This is a genomic window from Microbacterium commune (assembly GCF_014836945.1).
In the GTDB taxonomy this organism is placed as follows: domain Bacteria; phylum Actinomycetota; class Actinomycetes; order Actinomycetales; family Microbacteriaceae; genus Microbacterium; species Microbacterium commune.
Genome location: NZ_JACSPX010000001.1, coordinates 1,833,196 through 1,849,969, shown reverse-complemented (window position 1 = coordinate 1,849,969; position 16,774 = coordinate 1,833,196). Strand labels below are relative to the sequence as shown.

Annotated in this window: 13 protein-coding genes; 5 read left to right on the top strand and 8 right to left on the bottom strand. The window is 70.0% G+C overall.

Going from position 1 to position 16,774, the window contains the following annotated elements:
- Window positions 1-24: 24 nt before the first annotated feature.
- The 5 genes from H9633_RS08610 to gabT form a co-directional block, all read right to left on the bottom strand.
- Window positions 25-1,494 (bottom strand): NAD-dependent succinate-semialdehyde dehydrogenase, encoded by a 1,470-nt coding sequence (locus H9633_RS08610; protein ID WP_191712987.1) that lies wholly within the window; start codon window positions 1,492-1,494, stop codon window positions 25-27.
- Window positions 1,495-1,522: 28 nt separating this feature from the next.
- Window positions 1,523-3,088 carry an APC family permease gene (locus H9633_RS08605; RefSeq protein WP_191712790.1) on the bottom strand — a complete coding sequence of 522 codons (1,566 nt, stop codon included), beginning with the start codon at window positions 3,086-3,088 and terminating at the stop codon, window positions 1,523-1,525.
- On the bottom strand, window positions 3,088-3,981 hold the full coding sequence (locus tag H9633_RS08600; protein WP_191712789.1) for a universal stress protein: 894 nt from the start codon (window positions 3,979-3,981) through the stop codon (window positions 3,088-3,090). Before H9633_RS08600 ends, H9633_RS08605 begins: the two co-directional genes overlap by 1 nt.
- Entirely contained in the window at window positions 3,978-5,357 is a 1,380-nt protein-coding gene (locus H9633_RS08595; RefSeq protein ID WP_071643848.1) for a flavin monoamine oxidase family protein, read from the bottom strand. Before H9633_RS08595 ends, H9633_RS08600 begins: the two co-directional genes overlap by 4 nt.
- An 87-nt stretch (window positions 5,358-5,444) precedes the next feature.
- A complete protein-coding gene (gabT, locus tag H9633_RS08590) occupies window positions 5,445-6,803 on the bottom strand; it encodes a 4-aminobutyrate--2-oxoglutarate transaminase (protein ID WP_191712788.1) in 1,359 nt (452 codons plus the stop codon).
- Window positions 6,804-6,898: 95 nt separating this feature from the next.
- Between gabT and H9633_RS08585 the strand changes: the two genes are divergently transcribed.
- On the top strand, window positions 6,899-8,404 hold the full coding sequence (locus H9633_RS08585; RefSeq protein WP_191712787.1) for a PucR family transcriptional regulator: 1,506 nt from the start codon (window positions 6,899-6,901) through the stop codon (window positions 8,402-8,404).
- Between the two features lie 10 nt (window positions 8,405-8,414).
- On the opposite strand, the gene H9633_RS08580 is transcribed toward H9633_RS08585, so the two are convergent.
- Window positions 8,415-9,851, bottom strand: a complete 1,437-nt coding sequence (locus H9633_RS08580; RefSeq protein WP_191712786.1) for an XRE family transcriptional regulator — start codon at window positions 9,849-9,851, stop codon at window positions 8,415-8,417.
- 143 nt (window positions 9,852-9,994) lie between these two features.
- On the opposite strand from H9633_RS08580, the gene aceB reads away from it, so the two are divergent.
- The 4 genes from aceB to H9633_RS08560 all read left to right on the top strand — a co-directional run bounded on the left by aceB (window position 9,995) and on the right by H9633_RS08560 (window position 15,152).
- Entirely contained in the window at window positions 9,995-11,659 is a 1,665-nt protein-coding gene (aceB, locus tag H9633_RS08575; RefSeq protein ID WP_191712785.1) for a malate synthase A, read from the top strand.
- 28 nt (window positions 11,660-11,687) lie between these two features.
- Window positions 11,688-13,283 (top strand): isocitrate lyase, encoded by a 1,596-nt coding sequence (locus tag H9633_RS08570; protein WP_191712784.1) that lies wholly within the window; start codon window positions 11,688-11,690, stop codon window positions 13,281-13,283.
- A gap of 82 nt (window positions 13,284-13,365) precedes the next feature.
- Window positions 13,366-13,830: a ribonuclease E activity regulator RraA gene (gene rraA, locus H9633_RS08565; RefSeq protein WP_071644036.1), complete on the top strand. Its 465-nt coding sequence runs from the start codon at window positions 13,366-13,368 to the stop codon at window positions 13,828-13,830.
- A gap of 104 nt (window positions 13,831-13,934) precedes the next feature.
- Window positions 13,935-15,152, top strand: coding sequence for a pyridoxal phosphate-dependent aminotransferase (locus tag H9633_RS08560; RefSeq protein ID WP_071644034.1), 1,218 nt, complete (start codon window positions 13,935-13,937; stop codon window positions 15,150-15,152).
- 43 nt (window positions 15,153-15,195) lie between these two features.
- On the opposite strand, the gene H9633_RS08555 is transcribed toward H9633_RS08560, so the two are convergent.
- Both H9633_RS08555 and H9633_RS08550 read right to left on the bottom strand, forming a co-directional pair.
- Window positions 15,196-15,591 (bottom strand): VOC family protein, encoded by a 396-nt coding sequence (locus H9633_RS08555; RefSeq protein ID WP_191712783.1) that lies wholly within the window; start codon window positions 15,589-15,591, stop codon window positions 15,196-15,198.
- 32 nt (window positions 15,592-15,623) lie between these two features.
- Window positions 15,624-16,760, bottom strand: a complete 1,137-nt coding sequence (locus tag H9633_RS08550) for a UDP-N-acetylmuramate dehydrogenase (protein WP_191712986.1) — start codon at window positions 16,758-16,760, stop codon at window positions 15,624-15,626.
- Between the last annotated feature and the right edge of the window lie 14 nt (window positions 16,761-16,774).

Here is a 16,774-nt window from a genome sequence, read left to right as displayed (position 1 = left end):
GCCCCCCCCCCCCCACCTCGCGGGTCAGCTGTTCGGAATCAGGGTGTACTTGGTGGACAGGTACTCGTGGATGCCCTCGGCGCCGCCCTCACGGCCGATGCCGGACTGCTTCACACCGCCGAAGGGAGCCGCGGCGTTCGAGACGACGCCCACGTTCAGACCCATCATGCCCGTCTCCAGCGCGTCGATCATCCGGTGGCCCCGGGCGAGGTTCTCGGTGAACACGTACGAGACGAGTCCGTACTCGGTGTCGTTCGCCAGCCGCACGGCCTCCGCCTCGTCGGCGAAGGTCGCGATGGCGAGCACGGGCCCGAAGATCTCCTCGCGGAGGATCGCGCTGCCGGCGGCCACATCGGTGAGCACGGTGGGCTCGTAGAACGTGCCGGTGCCCTCGACGGCCTTGCCGCCGGCGAGCACGCGGGCGCCGCGGTCGACGGCGTCGCCCACGAGCTCCTCCGCCTTGGCGACGGCGTCCTCGTCGATCAGCGGGCCGATGGCCACGCCGTCTTCGGTGCCGCGGCCGATCTTCATCGCCTGCACGCGCTCGGACACGCGACGGCCGAACTCCTCGGCGACGTCCTGGTGCACGATGAAGCGGTTGGCTGCGGTGCAGGCCTGTCCGATGTTGCGGAACTTCGCGGCCATCGCGCCGTCGACCGCCTTGTCGAGATCCGCGTCCTCGAAGACGACGAACGGGGCGTTGCCGCCCAGCTCCATCGACACGCGCAGGATGCCGTCGGCCGCCTGTGCGATGAGCTTGCGACCCACCTCGGTCGACCCCGTGAACGAGAGCTTGCGCAGCCGCGGGTCGGCGATGATCGGGCCCGACAGCGCGCCGGAGCGCGAGGTCTGCACCACGTTGACGACGCCGGCGGGCAGGCCCGCCTCCTCCAGCAGCTTCGTGAAGAAGATGGTGGTCAGCGGGGTCAGGGCCGGGGGCTTGATCACGACGGTGCAGCCGGCGGCGAGCGCCGGTGCGATCTTCCGGGTCGCCATCGCGAACGGGAAGTTCCACGGGGTGACGAAGAACGACGGGCCGACCGGGCGCTGCGACACGATCATCTGACCGGTGCCCTCGGGGTTGCTGCCGTAGCGGCCGCTGATCCGCACGGCCTCCTCGCTGAACCAGCGCAGGAACTCGCCGCCGTAGACGACCTCGCCGCGGGCCTCGGCGAGCGGCTTGCCCATCTCGAGGGTCATCAGCAGCGCGAGGTCCTCCTTGTGCTGCTGCACGAGGTCGAAGGCGCGGCGCAGGATGTCGCTGCGGGTGCGCGGGGCGGTGGCCGCCCAGGCGTCCTGCGCGGCGACGGCCGCGTCGAGGGCCCGGATGCCGTCGGCGGGCGTCGCGTCGGCGATCGACGCGATCACCTCGTTCGTCGCGGGGTCGCGCACGTCGAAGGTGCGCCCCTCCTCGGCATCCGTCCACTGCCCGCCGATGAAGAGGCCGCCGGGGACGCGGGAGAGGAGTTCCTGCTCGTTCGATGCGAGTGTCATGGTCATCTCGATTCTGTGGGAAGGATGGTCAGCGGCGGCGGGCGCTGGGCGGGGCGTCCACGCTCAGCGTCTCGCCGCGGAAGAAGGCGGGGGCGAAGATCCGCTGCACGAACATCAGCACCGCGCCGAAGACGAGCAGGCCGACGCCGATGAAGAACACGATGCCGATGCCGCCCTCGCCGTTGGCGTCGACGCCGATGGCGATCGATCCGTAGTCGGGCGCGAGGCTGTCGACCGCGGTGATCACGAACAGCACGAGCAGGATGATGCCGCCGACGAGCGGGCTGGCGAACTTGAAGAAGAAGTCCTTGCCCGAGTCGAACCACTGGCGGCGGAAGTACCACACGCACGAGAGAGCCGTGATGCCGTAGTAGAAGCAGATCATCATGCCCAGCGCGAGGATCGTGTCCCACAGCGCGTCCTCGCTGAGGAAGCGCATCACGGCGTAGAACCCGCCCGCGACGAACGCGGACACGATCGTCGCGTAGCCCGGGGTGAAGAAGCGCGGGTTGACCCGGGCGAACTTCCGGGGCATCGCGCCGTAGTGCCCCATGGCGAGCAGGGTGCGGGCCGGCGAGATGAACGTCGACTGCAGCGACGAGGCAGACGAGGTGAGCACCGCGAGCGAGAGCAGGAAGGCGAGACCGCCCATCACCGGACCGGACAGCGCGAAGAACACGTTGCCGCCGATCTCCTCGTTGGTCAGACCGAGGCCCTCATCGCCGATGCCGGAGTACATCAGGCTGCTGATGGTGAGCAGGAGGTAGATGGCGATGATCGAGACCACCGTGAGCATCGCGGCGCGGCCCGGCGTGCGCTCGGGGTCCTTCGCCTCCTCGTTCATCGTGAGGGTGACGTCCCACCCCCAGAACATGAAGACGGATGCCGACAGCCCCATCACGATCATCGAGAGTCCGCCCTGGATCTCGAACGGGTTGAACCACGCGAACTCGGGCAGGTTCGCCTCGAACGCGCCGCCCTGCACGGTCTCGACGATCGCCATCACGGAGAAGAGCACGAGGATCGCGACCTGGAAGGCGACCAGGCCGTACTGCAGCTTCTGCGACGTCGACACGTCGCGGTACGACACCCAGGTCGCGAGGGCCACGAAGATCAGGCACACGGCGACGTTGACGAACGGGTTGCGCGTGATCGACGCGATCTCCTCGTTGCCGGAGATCTGCGAGATCAGCAGGAAGAGGAAGTCGACGGCGATGCCGGCGAGGTTGGACAGCACGAGGATCGTCGCGACGATCAGGCCCCACCCCGCCATCCACCCCACGTACGGGCCGAAGGCGCGGGTGGCCCAGGTGAAGCTGGTGCCCGAGTCGGGCATGGCCTTGTTGAGCTCGCGGTAGCCGAAGGCCACGAGCAGCATCGGGATGAAGCCGAGCAGCAGGATGGCCGGAACCTGGAACCCGACGGCGCCCACCGCTCCGCCGATCCCGGCGGTGTACGTGTACGCCGGGGCGATGCACGAGATGCCCATCACGAGGGCGCCCAGGACGCCGACGGTGCCGACGCTGAGACCCTTGCGGGAGATACCGGTCGTGACTCCGGAGTCGGGCGCCATCGCCCGATCGGTGCTGGACATCAACGTTCTCCTGCTTCAGCGCGGGTGCGCGGGACGACGATCATGGGTACGGGAAGCTCGTGCAGCATCTTCGCCGCAGTCGATCCCAGGAAGAGCCGGCGGGGCTGGGCGAGTCGGCTGGAGCCGACCATGACGACCTCTCCCGGATGCCAGCGCAGGTGCGCCACGGCGTCTTCGACGCTGTCTCCTGCCGCACGCTCGACCTCGGCGTCGATGCCCTCGGGAAGGGCTGCCCGCACCTGCTGCAGGACGTCCTCTCCGTGCGCGTTCTGCGCGAGGGTGATCGCGCCGGTGTCGAGGCCGGCCGGCACGTCGAACGGCACGAGCGAGACGAGACGCAGGGTGCCGTGGGCGGCTGCCGCGAGGCGGGCCGCCTCCTCGACCAGCGCGTCGGCGCCGGCACGGGTGCCGACGGCCGCCGTCACCCGCGGGATCGGCATCTCGGCGTCCGCGTTGTCGCGGGAGCCGGCGGGTGCCAGGGCCACGGGGATGGGCGAGGAGTGCACGAGTTCGGAGGCGACGGAGCCGAGGCGGTGGCGGCCGAGGGTGGTGCCGTTGGCCGCCCCGACGACGAGGAGCCGCGCGTCGAACTCCTCGCCGGCGGCGATGATGCCCTCGGCGAAGGATTCGTTGAAGCGCACGTGTCCGAGGCAGCGGACGTCGGCGGGCACCTGAGCGACGGCTGTCCGCAGCCACGCCTCGGCCTGCGCGCGCACGTGCTCCTCGAAAGCGCGCTCCGGGGGCACCACGGCCGAGCTGCGGGTGCCCTCGGGCGGAAGCACGATGACGAGATCGAGATGCGCGTCGATGCTGCGCGCGAGCCTGGCCCCGAGGGCGAGGGCGTCGGCGCCCTCGTCCGTCGCCGTGTATCCGACGACGATCGACCCGGTCATGCCTCGGCGACCTCGGCGCCGGCCTTCTCGAGGATCTGCGAGGCGGCGAGGCGCCCCATCCGGATCGCACCGTCGACGTGCTGGTACCCGGCGCCGGCCATGTCGCTGCACGCGAAGTGGATCGGGCCGACGGCGGTGCGCAGGTCGGCGCCGTAGCGGTGCAGGCCGCCCATGTCGAAGCTCGCGGCGTAGGCTCCGCGGGTCCACTCCTCGCTGCCCCAGTCGCTCTCGTAGTACACGACCGGGTTCTTCGCCTCGGGTCCGTAGTAGTGCGACAGCGACTCGAGGATGCGCTCCTTGCGCTCCTCGGCGCTCAGCGTGAACAGGTCGTCGGCGTTCTGGTCGCTGACGAAGCCGACCAGCGTGCCGCGCTCGTCACCGTGGTTGGTGTTGTCGTACGCCTCGTGCGAGAGCTCGTAGGGGCTGAACGCGGTGCCGCTGAGGCCCTGTTCCCGCCAGAACGGGCGGTCGTACACGGCGTGCACCTTGATCACGAAGCCCATCGACAGGTGCTGGTGCAGCTGGTGCTGGCGGCGCGGCAGCGGCGGCACGAACGAGATGCGGTCGTACAGCACGGGGGCGTGCGCGAGGATCGCGTGCGTCGCGCGAACGGTCATGCCGTCAGCGTGCGCGACCACTCCCTGGTCGGACCACTCGAGCGTGCGCACCGGCTGGTTCAGGAAGACGTCGTCGCCGAGGCGCTCGGCGAGCAGCTGCGGAACCTGCTGCAGGCCGCCGACCACGCGCTTGTCGAGGATGAAGTCCGCGTCGACGAGGTTCGAGTACGACCCGGCGGATGCCGCCATCAGCAGCGACTGCAGCAGCGAGAACGCGTGCGTCGGCTTGGTGAGCATGGCGGAGCCCGTGGCGAAGGCGAGGTTTCGGACGGCCTCGTCATCGTCGGTCTGCCGGCGCAGCCAGGCATCCCAGGTGATCGAGTCCCACTCGGCGGCGTTCGGGTGCTCCCACGGACGGTCGGGGTCGATCTCGGCCACCATCGCGTCGAGGCGCTCGGTGATCTCGGCGATGACGGCCTCTGTCTCGGCCGACACGGGGAACATCTCTCCCGTGAAGCGGTGCACCGCACCATCGGGACCGACGTAGACGCTGTCGCCCTCGCGGTAGCGGTCGAAGGTCTCGAGGCCCAGCTCGGCGATCGTCTCCTTCAGCGCGTCCTGATCGGGCGAGACCCACTGACCGCCGAGTTCGAGCATCGCGCCCTCGATCTCGTCGGTCCAGAGCCGGCCGCCGACGCGGTCGCGCGCCTCGAGCACGGCCACCGACAGGCCGGCCCTGCGCAGCTCGTTCGCCGCTGTGGTGCCGGCGGCTCCCGCGCCGACGATGACGACGTCGCGCGTGATCTCGTGCTCTGCCATGGGTGATCTCCTTTGATGCGGAATGTACGAGTCGGGGTGTGTCGGCCGCGACCCCTGATCCCCCGACCAGGGTCGCGGCCGACCGTCTCAGGCGCCCTGGAGCGCGGTGGCGAGGACGTCGATGCCCTCGTTCAGCAGGTCGTCGCCGATCGACAGCGGCGGCAGGAAGCGGATGACGTTGCCGAAGGTGCCGCAGGTCAGGATGATGACGCCCTCGGTCACGCACGCCTTCGCCACGGCGGCGGTGAGGGCCGCATCCGGAGCGCCGGTCTCGGGGTCGACGAATTCGACGGCGATCATCGCGCCGTGGCCGCGGATGTCACCCAGGCGCGGGTCGTTCTCGCGGATCGCGCCGAGGCGGTCGGTGAGCACCGCACCGATCTGCTGAGCCCGTTCGATGAGCCCGTCGTTCTCGAAGGCGTCGATCGCGGCGAGCGCGGCCGCGCAGGCGATCGGGTTGCCGCCGTAGGTTCCGCCCAGGCCACCGGCGTGGGCGGCGTCCATGATCTCGGCACGGCCGGTGACGCCGGCGAGGGGCAGGCCGGCGGCGATGCCCTTGGCCGTGGTGATCAGGTCGGGCTCGATGCCGAAGATCTCGCTGGCGAACATCGCACCGGTGCGAGCGAAGCCGGTCTGCACCTCGTCGGCGATGAAGACGACCCCGTTGGCGCGGCACCAGGCCACGACCGCGTCGAGGAATCCGTCTGCCGGGACGATGAAGCCGCCCTCGCCCTGGATCGGCTCGATGATCACGGCGGCGAGGTTGTCGGCACCGATCTGCTTCTCGATGAGGGTGATGGCGCGCGCGGCCGCCTCGGCGCCGGTCAGCCCGTCGCGGTACGGGTACGAGCCCGGAACGCGGTAGACCTCGGGGGCGAACGGTCCGAATCCGGACTTGTAGGGCATCGACTTCGCGGTCAGCGCCATGGTGAGGTTGGTGCGGCCGTGGTAGCCGTGGTCGAAGGCGACGACGGCCTGGCGTCCGGTGTGCTTGCGGGCGATCTTGATCGCGTTCTCGACGGCCTCGGCACCCGAGTTGAACAGCGCCGTCTTCTTCGCGAAGTCGCCCGGGGTGAGGCGGTTGAGCGCCTCGGCGACGTCGACGTACGACTCGTACGGCGAGACCATGAAGCAGGTGTGCGTGAACTGCGCGGCCTGGGCGGCGACGGCGGCTGCCACCTTCGGGTGGGCGTTGCCCACGCTCGTCACGGCGATGCCGGACCCGAGATCGATGAGCGAGTTGCCGTCGGCGTCGACGACGACACCGCCGCCGGCGGCGACGACCGAGACGGGCATCGAGTGCGCGACTCCGGCGGCGACGGCGTCGGCCTTGCGGGCGAGGATCGCGGCGGAGCGCGGGCCGGGCAGGTCGGTGACGACACGACGGACCTGCTCGAGGGTGGGTCCGCCTGCGGGAATCGTGGAGGTCTCGTCGATGAGGGTCATGAGGCGAGGCTACGACTCGGCCCGACGGGACGCATTCGCCGCAGCGTACACTTCTGATCATCCATTCGCCGCGTTGTACAACATGAGGAGATCCCGTGGAGATCGCCACCCCGCCGACGCTGCGCACGCTGCTGGGAAACGGGGATCTGCGCCTGAGCCTGGTGTCCGCCGAGCGCTCCCTCGCCGACGGGGCACTCGACCGCCCCGTGCGCGGCGTGCACAGCTCGGATCTGGTCGACCCGACGCCGTTCCTCGCCGATGATCTCGTGCTGATGACCACCGGCAGCCAGTTCGCCGACCACGACGAGCGCGGGGTCGGCGACTACGTCGCCCGTCTCGTGCACCGCGGTGTGCGAGCGCTGGGTTTCGGCTCGGGTGTGCACCGGGTGGGACCGCCCGACGAGCTCGTCGCCGCGTGTGCGGCGTCGGGGCTCGCGCTGTTCGACGTGCCGTACGACATCCCGTTCCTCGCCGTCGCCCGAGCGCACGCGGAGGCGATGGCGTCGCACGCGTACGCTCGGCGCACCTGGGCGCTCGAGGTGCAGCGCGCTCTCGCCGTCGCGGCGCTGCGGCCGCGCGGCCTGGAGGCGACCCTCGCCGAGCTCGCTCGGCGGCTGGGCTGCTGGGTGGGGCTGTTCGACTCGAGCGGGACGATCGCTCAGGAGCATCCGGCCTCTCTCGCCGGCGGCGCGGATGCGGTGGCGGATGCCGTCGCCGAGCTGCTCGGCCGAGGGACGACCGCGACGCGCTCGCTCGAGGAGGGCGAGCGCACCGTGACGCTGTACACCCTCGGTCGCAGCTCGCAGCTGAAGGGCGTCATCGCGGTCGATCTGCGCCCCATCGACGCCGAGGCGCGCGCCGTGATCACGACCGTGATCGCCATGGCGGGCCTGGCGCTCGAGCAGAGCGAGCAGCTCGCCCGCGGGCGCCGCCGCATGCACACTCAGCTGCTCGCCTCGCTGCGGGCGGATGATCCGACCCTCGCCCGGCGCACGCTCGGAGCCCTGCCCCCGGCGCCGATGGTCGTCGCGACCGCCGCCGACGCGCCGGTCGAGGCGATCGTCGGCTGGTTCGAGCGGCAGCGCGCGGTCGGCGGCACGGTGTCGTTCGTGGCGGAGGACGCCGACGGGCTGACGATCTGCCTGGGGGCATCCTCCAGAGCGCTGCTCGACCAGGTGGCGGGGCGATTCGGCATCCGGATCGGCGTCTCCGAGCCGGCCGAGTACAGCGCGTTCTCGCATGCGCATGCGCAGGCGACGACCGCTCTGCAGCGTTCCGGCGGGGACGGCGTGATCGAGTATCACGACGTCGAATCCGGCGGAGTGCTCGACGCGCTCGTCTCGGCCGAGACGCGGACCCTGGCGCGCACGAGGCTCGCGCCGTTGCGCGCGCACGACGCGACGACCGGGGCAGAGCTCGAGCGCACCCTGCGGGTCTGGCTCGAGCAGGACGCGCGCGCAGAGCAGACCGCGGCGAGCCTCGGCATCCATCGCCACACGCTGCGCAGCCGCATCGCGCAGGCTGCTGTCCTGCTCGGCACCGACCTCACCTCGTTCCCGGCGCGGGCGGAGCTGTGGGCGACGCTGCGCGCGGCCGGGTGAACGCCGCCACTCAGCGCGGTGCGTGCGCCTCGAGGAACTCGTACACGTCGGTGGTGTCGACACCGGGGAACGACCCCGTCGGCAGGGTGGCCAGCAGGGTGCGCGGAGTGCGCACATTCGGCCACGCCTGATCGCGCCAGCGCTGCTCGAGCTCGGCGGGCGCACGACGGCAGCAGGTCTCGACCGAGTGCGTCGACACTCCTCGGTTCGGGGTGTCCCGCCCGACGAACCACTTCGTGTCGTCGAAGCGCACGCCCACGCTCACCGAGTGCAGTCCTTCGCTCGACGGCTCGACGCGAGCGGTGCACCAGTAGGTGCCGTTGCCGGTGTCGGTGTACTGGTAGTACGGGTTGAACCGGTCGTCGACGTCGAACACCTCCCGGCTCGTCCACCGACGGCAGCACATCTGCCCCTCGATCGACCCCAGCCGGTCGGTCGGGAAGTTCACGTCGTCGTTCTCGTAGGCCTTGGTGATGGTGCCCGACTCGTGCACCTTGAGGAAGTGCACCGGGATGCCCAGATGCCGCGTCGCAAGATTCGTGAACCGGTGCGCCGCGGTCTCGTACGAGACGGAGTAGGCGTCGCGCACGTCCTCCACCGAGATGGCGCGGCGCTGCTTGGCGTCCTGCAGCACGGGCACGACGTGCGTCTCCGGCACGAGCAGCGCGCCGGTGAGATAGTTCGTCTCGACCCGCTGCCGCAGGAACTCGGCATAGCTGCGCGGCTCGGAATGCCCGAGGATCCGGCTCGACAGCGCCTGCAGCACGGCGGTGCGCGCATCGCCCTTCGCCGGGACGCTGCTGGAGAGGTACAGCCGACCATGCGCGAGATCGGCGACGCTGCGCGTGGACTGCGGCAGGTCGGGCGCGTAGTGCAGCGTGAAGCCGAGGTGGGCCGCGATCTCCGACGCGGTGCGCTGGGTCAGCGGCCCGCCCGGGTGACCCACCGCGTCGAGGATCTCGCGCGCCTGCGCTTCGAGCTCGGCGAAGTAGTTGTCCTGTCGGCGCATGAGATGGCGCAGCTCGAGGTTGGCGCGGCGAGCCTCCTCCGGCGTCGCGGCGCGCTCGTCGCGCAGCCGCTCGATCTCGCCGTGCAGCGCGAGCATCGCGTCGATCACGTCATTCGAGAGCGATTTGCCGATCCGGAACGACGGAATGCCCAGAGCCTGGAACGTCTGGCCCTTCATGGCGCGCTCGAGCGCGATCTCGCGGGTCGCACGCTCATCGAGGGGCTCGCCCTCGAGCAGCCCGTCCAGGGTCGTGTCGAGCACCCTGGCGATCGTCTGCAGGAGGGTGAGCTTCGGCTCGCGCTTGCCCGTCTCGAACATCGACACCTGGCTCGGCGCGCGGTCGATGCGCGCGGCGAGATCTTCCAGCGTCATGCCGCGGGCGAGGCGCAGCTGCCGGATGCGGCGGCCGATGGTGAGCGCGTCGGAGTCGTCGATCATGAACGCAGTCTGTCACAGAAACAGAAATTCAACCGAACTTCTCCGACCCTTCGGCCATCAAGGGCGTATTTCTTCACGCACAGTGGATGCCACGCCCCCGTCAGCCGCCTGGCCGACCGAACATCTCACGGAGGAGAACGACCATGAGCACTGCCCCTGCAACCGCCCCCGCGCGTACCGCCGCCGCTGCCGTCTCCGCCGACCTCGGCCCGACCCTGCACATCACCGGACCACGCCTTGCCCGCCAGGACGAGATCCTGACCGCGGAGGCCATCGCGTTCCTGACCGAGCTGCACCACCGCTTCGGCGGGCGGCGCCACGACCGCCTTGCCGATCGGATGCGCCGTCGGTTCGAGATCGGCAACGGCCACGACCCGCGCTTCCGCGACGACACCGCGCACATCCGCGACGACGCCGACTGGCGGGTCGCCGGAGCCGGGCCCGGCCTCGATGACCGCCGGGTCGAGATCACCGGGCCCACCGATCCGAAGATGACGATCAACGCCCTCAACTCCGGTGCCAGCGTGTGGCTGGCCGACCTGGAGGACGCCACCAGCCCGACGTGGCGCAACATCATCGGCGGCCAGCTGACGCTGCGCGACGCGATCCGCGGCGAGCTCACCCACACCAGCGCCGACGGCCGCGCATACCGGGTCACCGCCGAGCAGACGCCGACCATCGTGATGCGCCCCCGCGGCTGGCACCTGCCCGAGAAGCACGTAGAGTTCACCGACCGCGCGGGCCGCCGGCTGGCGGCATCCGCATCCCTGATCGACTTCGGGCTGTACTTCTTCCACAACGCCCGGGCGCTGATCGACGCGGGGCGGGGCCCGTACTTCTACATCGCCAAGATCGAGTCCCGCGAAGAGGCCCGGCTGTGGAACGACGTGTTCTCGTTCAGCGAGGAGTACATCGGGATCCCGCACGGCACCATCCGCGCGACGGTGCTGATCGAGACGCTGCCGGCAGCCTTCGAGATGGACGAGATCCTCTACGAGCTGCGCGACCACTGCGCGGGCCTGAACGCCGGCCGCTGGGACTACATCTTCTCGATCATCAAGAACTACCGCGGGCGCGGCGCGCGGTTCGTGCTGCCCGACCGCAGCGAGGTCACCATGACGGTGCCGTTCATGCGGGCGTACACCGAGCTGCTGGTGAAGACCTGCCACCGGCGCGGAGCGCACGCGATCGGCGGTATGAGCGCCTTCATCCCGAACCGACGCGACGCCGCGGCCACGGAGCACGCGCTGCAGAAGGTCGCCGCAGACAAGCGCCGCGAAGCCGGCGACGGGTTCGACGGCACCTGGGTCGCGCATCCCGACCTCGTCGCCGTCGCGAGGGCCGAGTTCGACGCGGTGCTCGGCGAGCGCCCGCACCAGCTCCACCGCCGGCGCGACGACGTCGAGGTGACGGCGGCGCAGCTGCTCGACCTGCGCATCGGCCGGCCGGTGACCGAGGCCGGTGTCCGCGAGAACGTCTCGGTGGCGATCCGCTACCTCGAGGCGTGGCTGCGCGGGCAGGGCGCGGTCGCCATCGACGGCCTGATGGAAGACGCCGCGACCGCCGAGATCAGCCGTTCGCAGGTGTGGCAGTGGATCCACCAGGATCGCCGCACCCAGGAGGGCTCGGCGATCACCGTCGACCATGTCGAAGGCCTGATCCGCGATGCGCTCGCCCAGGCGGCGCGATACGAGGGCGACCGGTTCGACGATGCCGCAGAGATCTTCCGCGAGGTGACTCTGCGCCCCGAGTTCCCTGCGTTTCTCACCCTGCCGGCGTACTCGCGCTACCTGACCGACAACGACTGACCATCCCTCCCCACACGAAGGACATGCCATGACCCGCTACCAGGACGACATCGACGCCATCCGGCAGCTCACGCACGCGCACGGCGCGGGCTGGGCCGCCATCGACCCCGAGTCGGCAGCGCGCATGCGCGCGCAGAACCGGTTCCGCACCGGGCTGGAGATCGCGCAGTACACGGCCGACATCATGCGCCGCGACATGCAGGAGTACGACGCCGACTCCTCGGCGTTCACCCAGTCGCTCGGCGTCTGGCACGGCTTCATCGGGCAGCAGAAGATGATCTCCATCAAGAAGCACCTGAAGTCGACGAACAAGCGCTACCTGTACCTGTCGGGCTGGATGGTCGCGGCCCTCCGTTCCGAGTTCGGCCCGCTCCCCGACCAGTCGATGCACGAGAAGACCGCGGTCCCCGCGCTGATCGAAGAGCTGTACACGTTCCTCCGGCAGGCGGATGCCCGTGAGCTCGACCTGCTGTTCACCCAGCTCGACGACGCTCGGGCCGCCGGCGACGAGACGGCCGCGGAGTTCATCCAGTCGCAGATCGACGAGCACGAGACCCATGTCGTGCCGATCATCGCCGACATCGACGCCGGCTTCGGCAACCCCGAGGCGACGTACCTGCTCGCGAAGAAGATGATCGAGGCCGGCGCCTGCGCCATCCAGATCGAGAACCAGGTCTCGGACGAGAAGCAGTGCGGTCATCAGGACGGCAAGGTCACCGTGCCGCACGAGGACTTCATCGCCAAGATCAACGCGGTCCGCTACGCGTTCCTCGAGCTCGGGATCGACAACGGCATCATCGTCGCGCGCACTGACTCGCTCGGCGCCGGCCTCACGCAGAAGATCGCCGTCTCGCGCCAGCCGGGCGACCTGGGAGATCAGTACAACTCGTTCCTCGACGTCGAGGAGATCGCACCGGCCGACCTCGGCGACGGCGATGTCGTGATCAAGCGCGACGGCCGGCTGCTGCGCCCGAAGCGGCTGGCCAGCAATCTGTATCAGTTCCGCGCGGGCAGCGGCGCCGACCGCGTCGTGCTCGACTGCATCACCTCGCTGCAGCACGGCGCCGATCTGCTGTGGATCGAGACCGAGAAGCCGCACGTCGAGCAGATCGCGGAGATGGTCGACCGCATCCGCGAGGTGGTCCCGAACGCGAAGCTGGTCTACAACAACAGCCCGTCGTTCAACTGGACGCTGAACTTCCGCCAGCAGGCGTACGACCTGCTCGCCGAGCGGGGCGAGGACGTGTCGGCGTACGACCGCGACAGGCTGATGAGCGTCGAGTACGACGACACCGAGCTCGCGGCGCTGGCCGACGAGAGGATCCGCACCTTCCAGCGCGACGGGTCCGCGCGGGCGGGCATCTTCCACCACCTCATCACGCTGCCGACGTACCACACGGCGGCTCTCTCGACCGACGACCTCGCGAAGGGCTACTTCGGCGACGAGGGCATGCTCGCGTACGTGAAGGGGGTGCAGCGGCGGGAGATCCGCGGCGGCATCGCCACCGTGAAGCATCAGAACATGGCCGGCTCCGACCTGGGCGACAACCACAAGGAGTACTTCGCGGGAGAGGCCGCGCTGAAGGCGGGCGGGCAGCACAACACGATGAACCAGTTCAGCTGATCCGCCGGGCTGATACGGAGGCCGGATGCGGCACAGCATCCGGCCTCCGCCGCGCGGCCGCTGCACCTGATAGGAGTGAGTCATGACATCCACCGCTGATCTGTACGACCTGCACGGCGACGACCTGCAGTCCCTGCCGCTGCAGCTGCGCTCGTTCGGCGGGCGCACCTCGTTCGAGGGCCCGATCCGCACCGTTCGGTGCTTTCAGGACAACGTGCTGCTGAGATCGCTGCTCTCCTCCCCAGGCGAGGGCGCGGTGCTCGTCGTCGACGGCGACGGGTCGTACGGCACGGCGCTGATGGGCGACATGATCGCGCAGCTCGCGGTCGACAACGGCTGGGCCGGCGTCGTCATCAACGGGTGCGTCCGCGACAGCGCGGCGATCGCGACCATGCCGCTGGGCGTCAAGGCGCTCGGCACCAATCCCCGCAAGAGCGGGAAGCAGGGCACCGGCGAGGCCGACGTGACCGTCGAGTTCGGCGGAGTCGCCTTCCGCCCGGGAGCTCGGCTGTACGCCGACGAGGACGGCGTGCTCGTCGAGCGCTGAGCATCCGGCGAAGAATGCCGGTTTTCTTCGGATGCCGGGGTTTCGCCGCTTCTCGTCCTGCCTCAGACCGATCGGGGCCTTCGGCCCCGAGTACGATCGGAGTCGTGACCGAACGCGCCCCGCTCTCCCGCAAACTGTCCGCCATCGCCGAGTCCGCCACTCTGAAGGTGGATGCCAAGGCCAAGGCCCTCAAAGCCGAGGGCAAGCCCGTGATCTCGTACGCTGCCGGGGAGCCCGACTTCGCGACTCCGCAGTTCATCGTCGACGCGGCCGCGACCGCTCTCGCCGACCCGGCCAACTACCGTTACACCCCCGCCGCGGGTCTGCCCGAGCTGCGCGAGGCGATCGCCGCGAAGACGCTGCGCGACTCGGGTCTGAAGGTCTCGCCCAGCCAGGTCATCGTCACCAACGGCGGCAAGCAGTCGGTGTACCAGGCGTTCCAAGCGGTCGTGAACCCGGGCGACGAGGTGCTGCTGCCGGCGCCGTACTGGACCACGTACCCGGAGGCCATTCAGCTGGCCGACGGCGTGCCGGTCGAGGTCTTCGCCGGCGCCGACCAGGAGTACAAGGTCACCGTCGCGCAGCTCGAGGCCGCCCGAACCGAGCGCACCACTGTTCTCGTGTTCGTCTCCCCGTCGAACCCGACCGGGTCGGTCTACACGGCTGAGGAGACGAAGGCGATCGCCGAGTGGGCGCTCGAGCACGGCATCTGGGTGATCAGCGACGAGATCTACCAGAACCTCACCTACGAGGGGGTCAAGGCCACCTCCATCGTCGAGGCGCTGCCCGAGATCGCGAACCAGACGATCCTCGTCAACGGCGTCGCGAAGACCTACGCCATGACCGGATGGCGGGTCGGCTGGATGGTCGGCCCCGCGGACGCCATCAAGGTCGCCGCGAACCTGCAGTCGCACCTGTCGAGCAACGTGAACAACGTCGCCCAGCGCGGCGCGATCGCCGCCCTGAACGGTCCGCAGGACGAGGCCGAGAAGATGCGCGAGGCGTTCGACCGCCGGCGCAAGCTGATCGTGGCGGAGCTGTCGAAGATCGACGGCATGGTCGTGCCCACCCCGACCGGTGCGTTCTACGTCTACCCGGACGTGCAGGGCCTGCTCGGTCGCGCCTGGACCCGGCGCGACGGCAGCACGGTGACGCCGAGCACCTCGCTGGAGCTCGCCGACTTCATCCTCGACGAGGCCGAGGTGGCGGTCGTGCCCGGCGAGGCATTCGGTCCGTCCGGCTACCTGCGCCTGTCGTACGCCCTGGGCGATGACCAGCTGCTCGAGGGCGTGCAGCGCATGCAGCGCCTGTTCTCGGCCTGAGGTCGATCACCGGCTACTCGACACTCGATACCGGGGTCTGCCGTCAGCCCTGGTATCCGATGAGCCAGGGCACGCCGAAGCGGTCGACGAGCGTGCCGTCGTGGTCGCCCCACGGGCGCTTCTGCAGCGGGTCGATGATGCTGCCGCCCTCGGCGAGCGCGTCGAACCACGCCGCGAGCGTCTCAGGCTCCGCCGCACCCAGAAGCGAGAAGAACATGCCGTTCACCGACACCGTGCTCTCGCCGGCCGCGGCATCCGCCCCCGCCAGCTCGATCGGGCCGTCGAGCATGCCATGCGCGATCGCGTCGCCGGGACCGTCGGCGCGCCCCGCCTCGGCATAGGTGAACAGCCGCGTCTCACCGCCGAACACCGATGCGTAGAACGACAGCGCCTCTGCGGCGCTGCCGGGGAAGAGCAGATACGGGATCAGTCCGGCCATCCGGCGAGTGTACGCGCGGTGCCCCGTTCGATCTACAGGTCCACCCCGACGAGCACCGGCTCGGGCTGCAGCAGCAGGCCGAACTCGGCGTGCACACGGCTCTGGATGAACCTGGCCAGCTCGCTCAGCTCCGCAGCGGTCGCGCCGCCCCTGTTGCTGAGCGCGAGCGCGTGCTTGGTCGACAGCCCTGCGCGCGACTGCGGCAGACGGAAGCCCCTGCGGATGCCGGAGTTCTCGATGAGCCACGCGGCGCTGACCTTCACCGAGGCGAGGGGCTTCTCCTCGCGCGGCGCGAGTCCGTGGTACGAGTCCAGCGGGATGACGGTGACCGAGTCGAGGTCGGGCTCCACGGGCCAGCGCGGGCACTCCGGCGGCAGACTCCGCGCCACGGTCTCCGGCACGATCGCATTCTGGAAGAACGAGCCGGCGCTCCACGTGTCCGGGTCGTCGGCGTCGAGCAGCATGCCCTTCGCCGCACGCGTCTCGAGGATCCGCGAGCGCACCCACGCGAGGGGGACGGCCTCGTAGTCCTCGAGGCCCAGTGCTCGACGCAGCTGCTCGCCGCGCACCACCCGGCCGGCGTCGCCGGTGACGGCGAGATCGAGGGTCACCGAGACGATGACAGCGCGGCGGCCCTCCGCCTCTCCGTAGTGATGCTTGAGCACGGAGGTGCGAAAACCCAGGCCGAGTTCGGCCGCGGGGAGTATCGTCGGGGCATCTTCGTGCTCGTCGATCAGCTCGACCTCGACGAGGGTCTCCTGGATCTCCTGCCCGTATGCGCCCACGTTCTGCACGGGCGCGGCCCCGACCGTGCCGGGGATCCCGCTCATCGCCTCGATGCCGGCGTACCCGCGGTCGACGGCGTACGCGACCAGGGCGTCCCAGCTGTGCCCGGCCTGCACGCGCAGACGGACGCGGCCGGCATGCGGAGAGGGGAGCTCTTCGATGCCCTCGGTGAGCACACGGATCACCGCGCCCTCGAAGGGCGCATCGCCGACGAACAGGTTCGATCCGCCCCCGAGCACGAACCAGTCGTCGCCGGTCGCCCAGACGTCCTGCAGCGCAGCGAGCAGCTGCTCGCGCGTGCGCGCCTCGAGCATCCGCTGCGGGGCGGCGCCGGTGCGCAGGGTGGTGAGCTCGCGCAGGGCGATAGGCGGGATCTCGATCACGTCGGCGGTTGCCA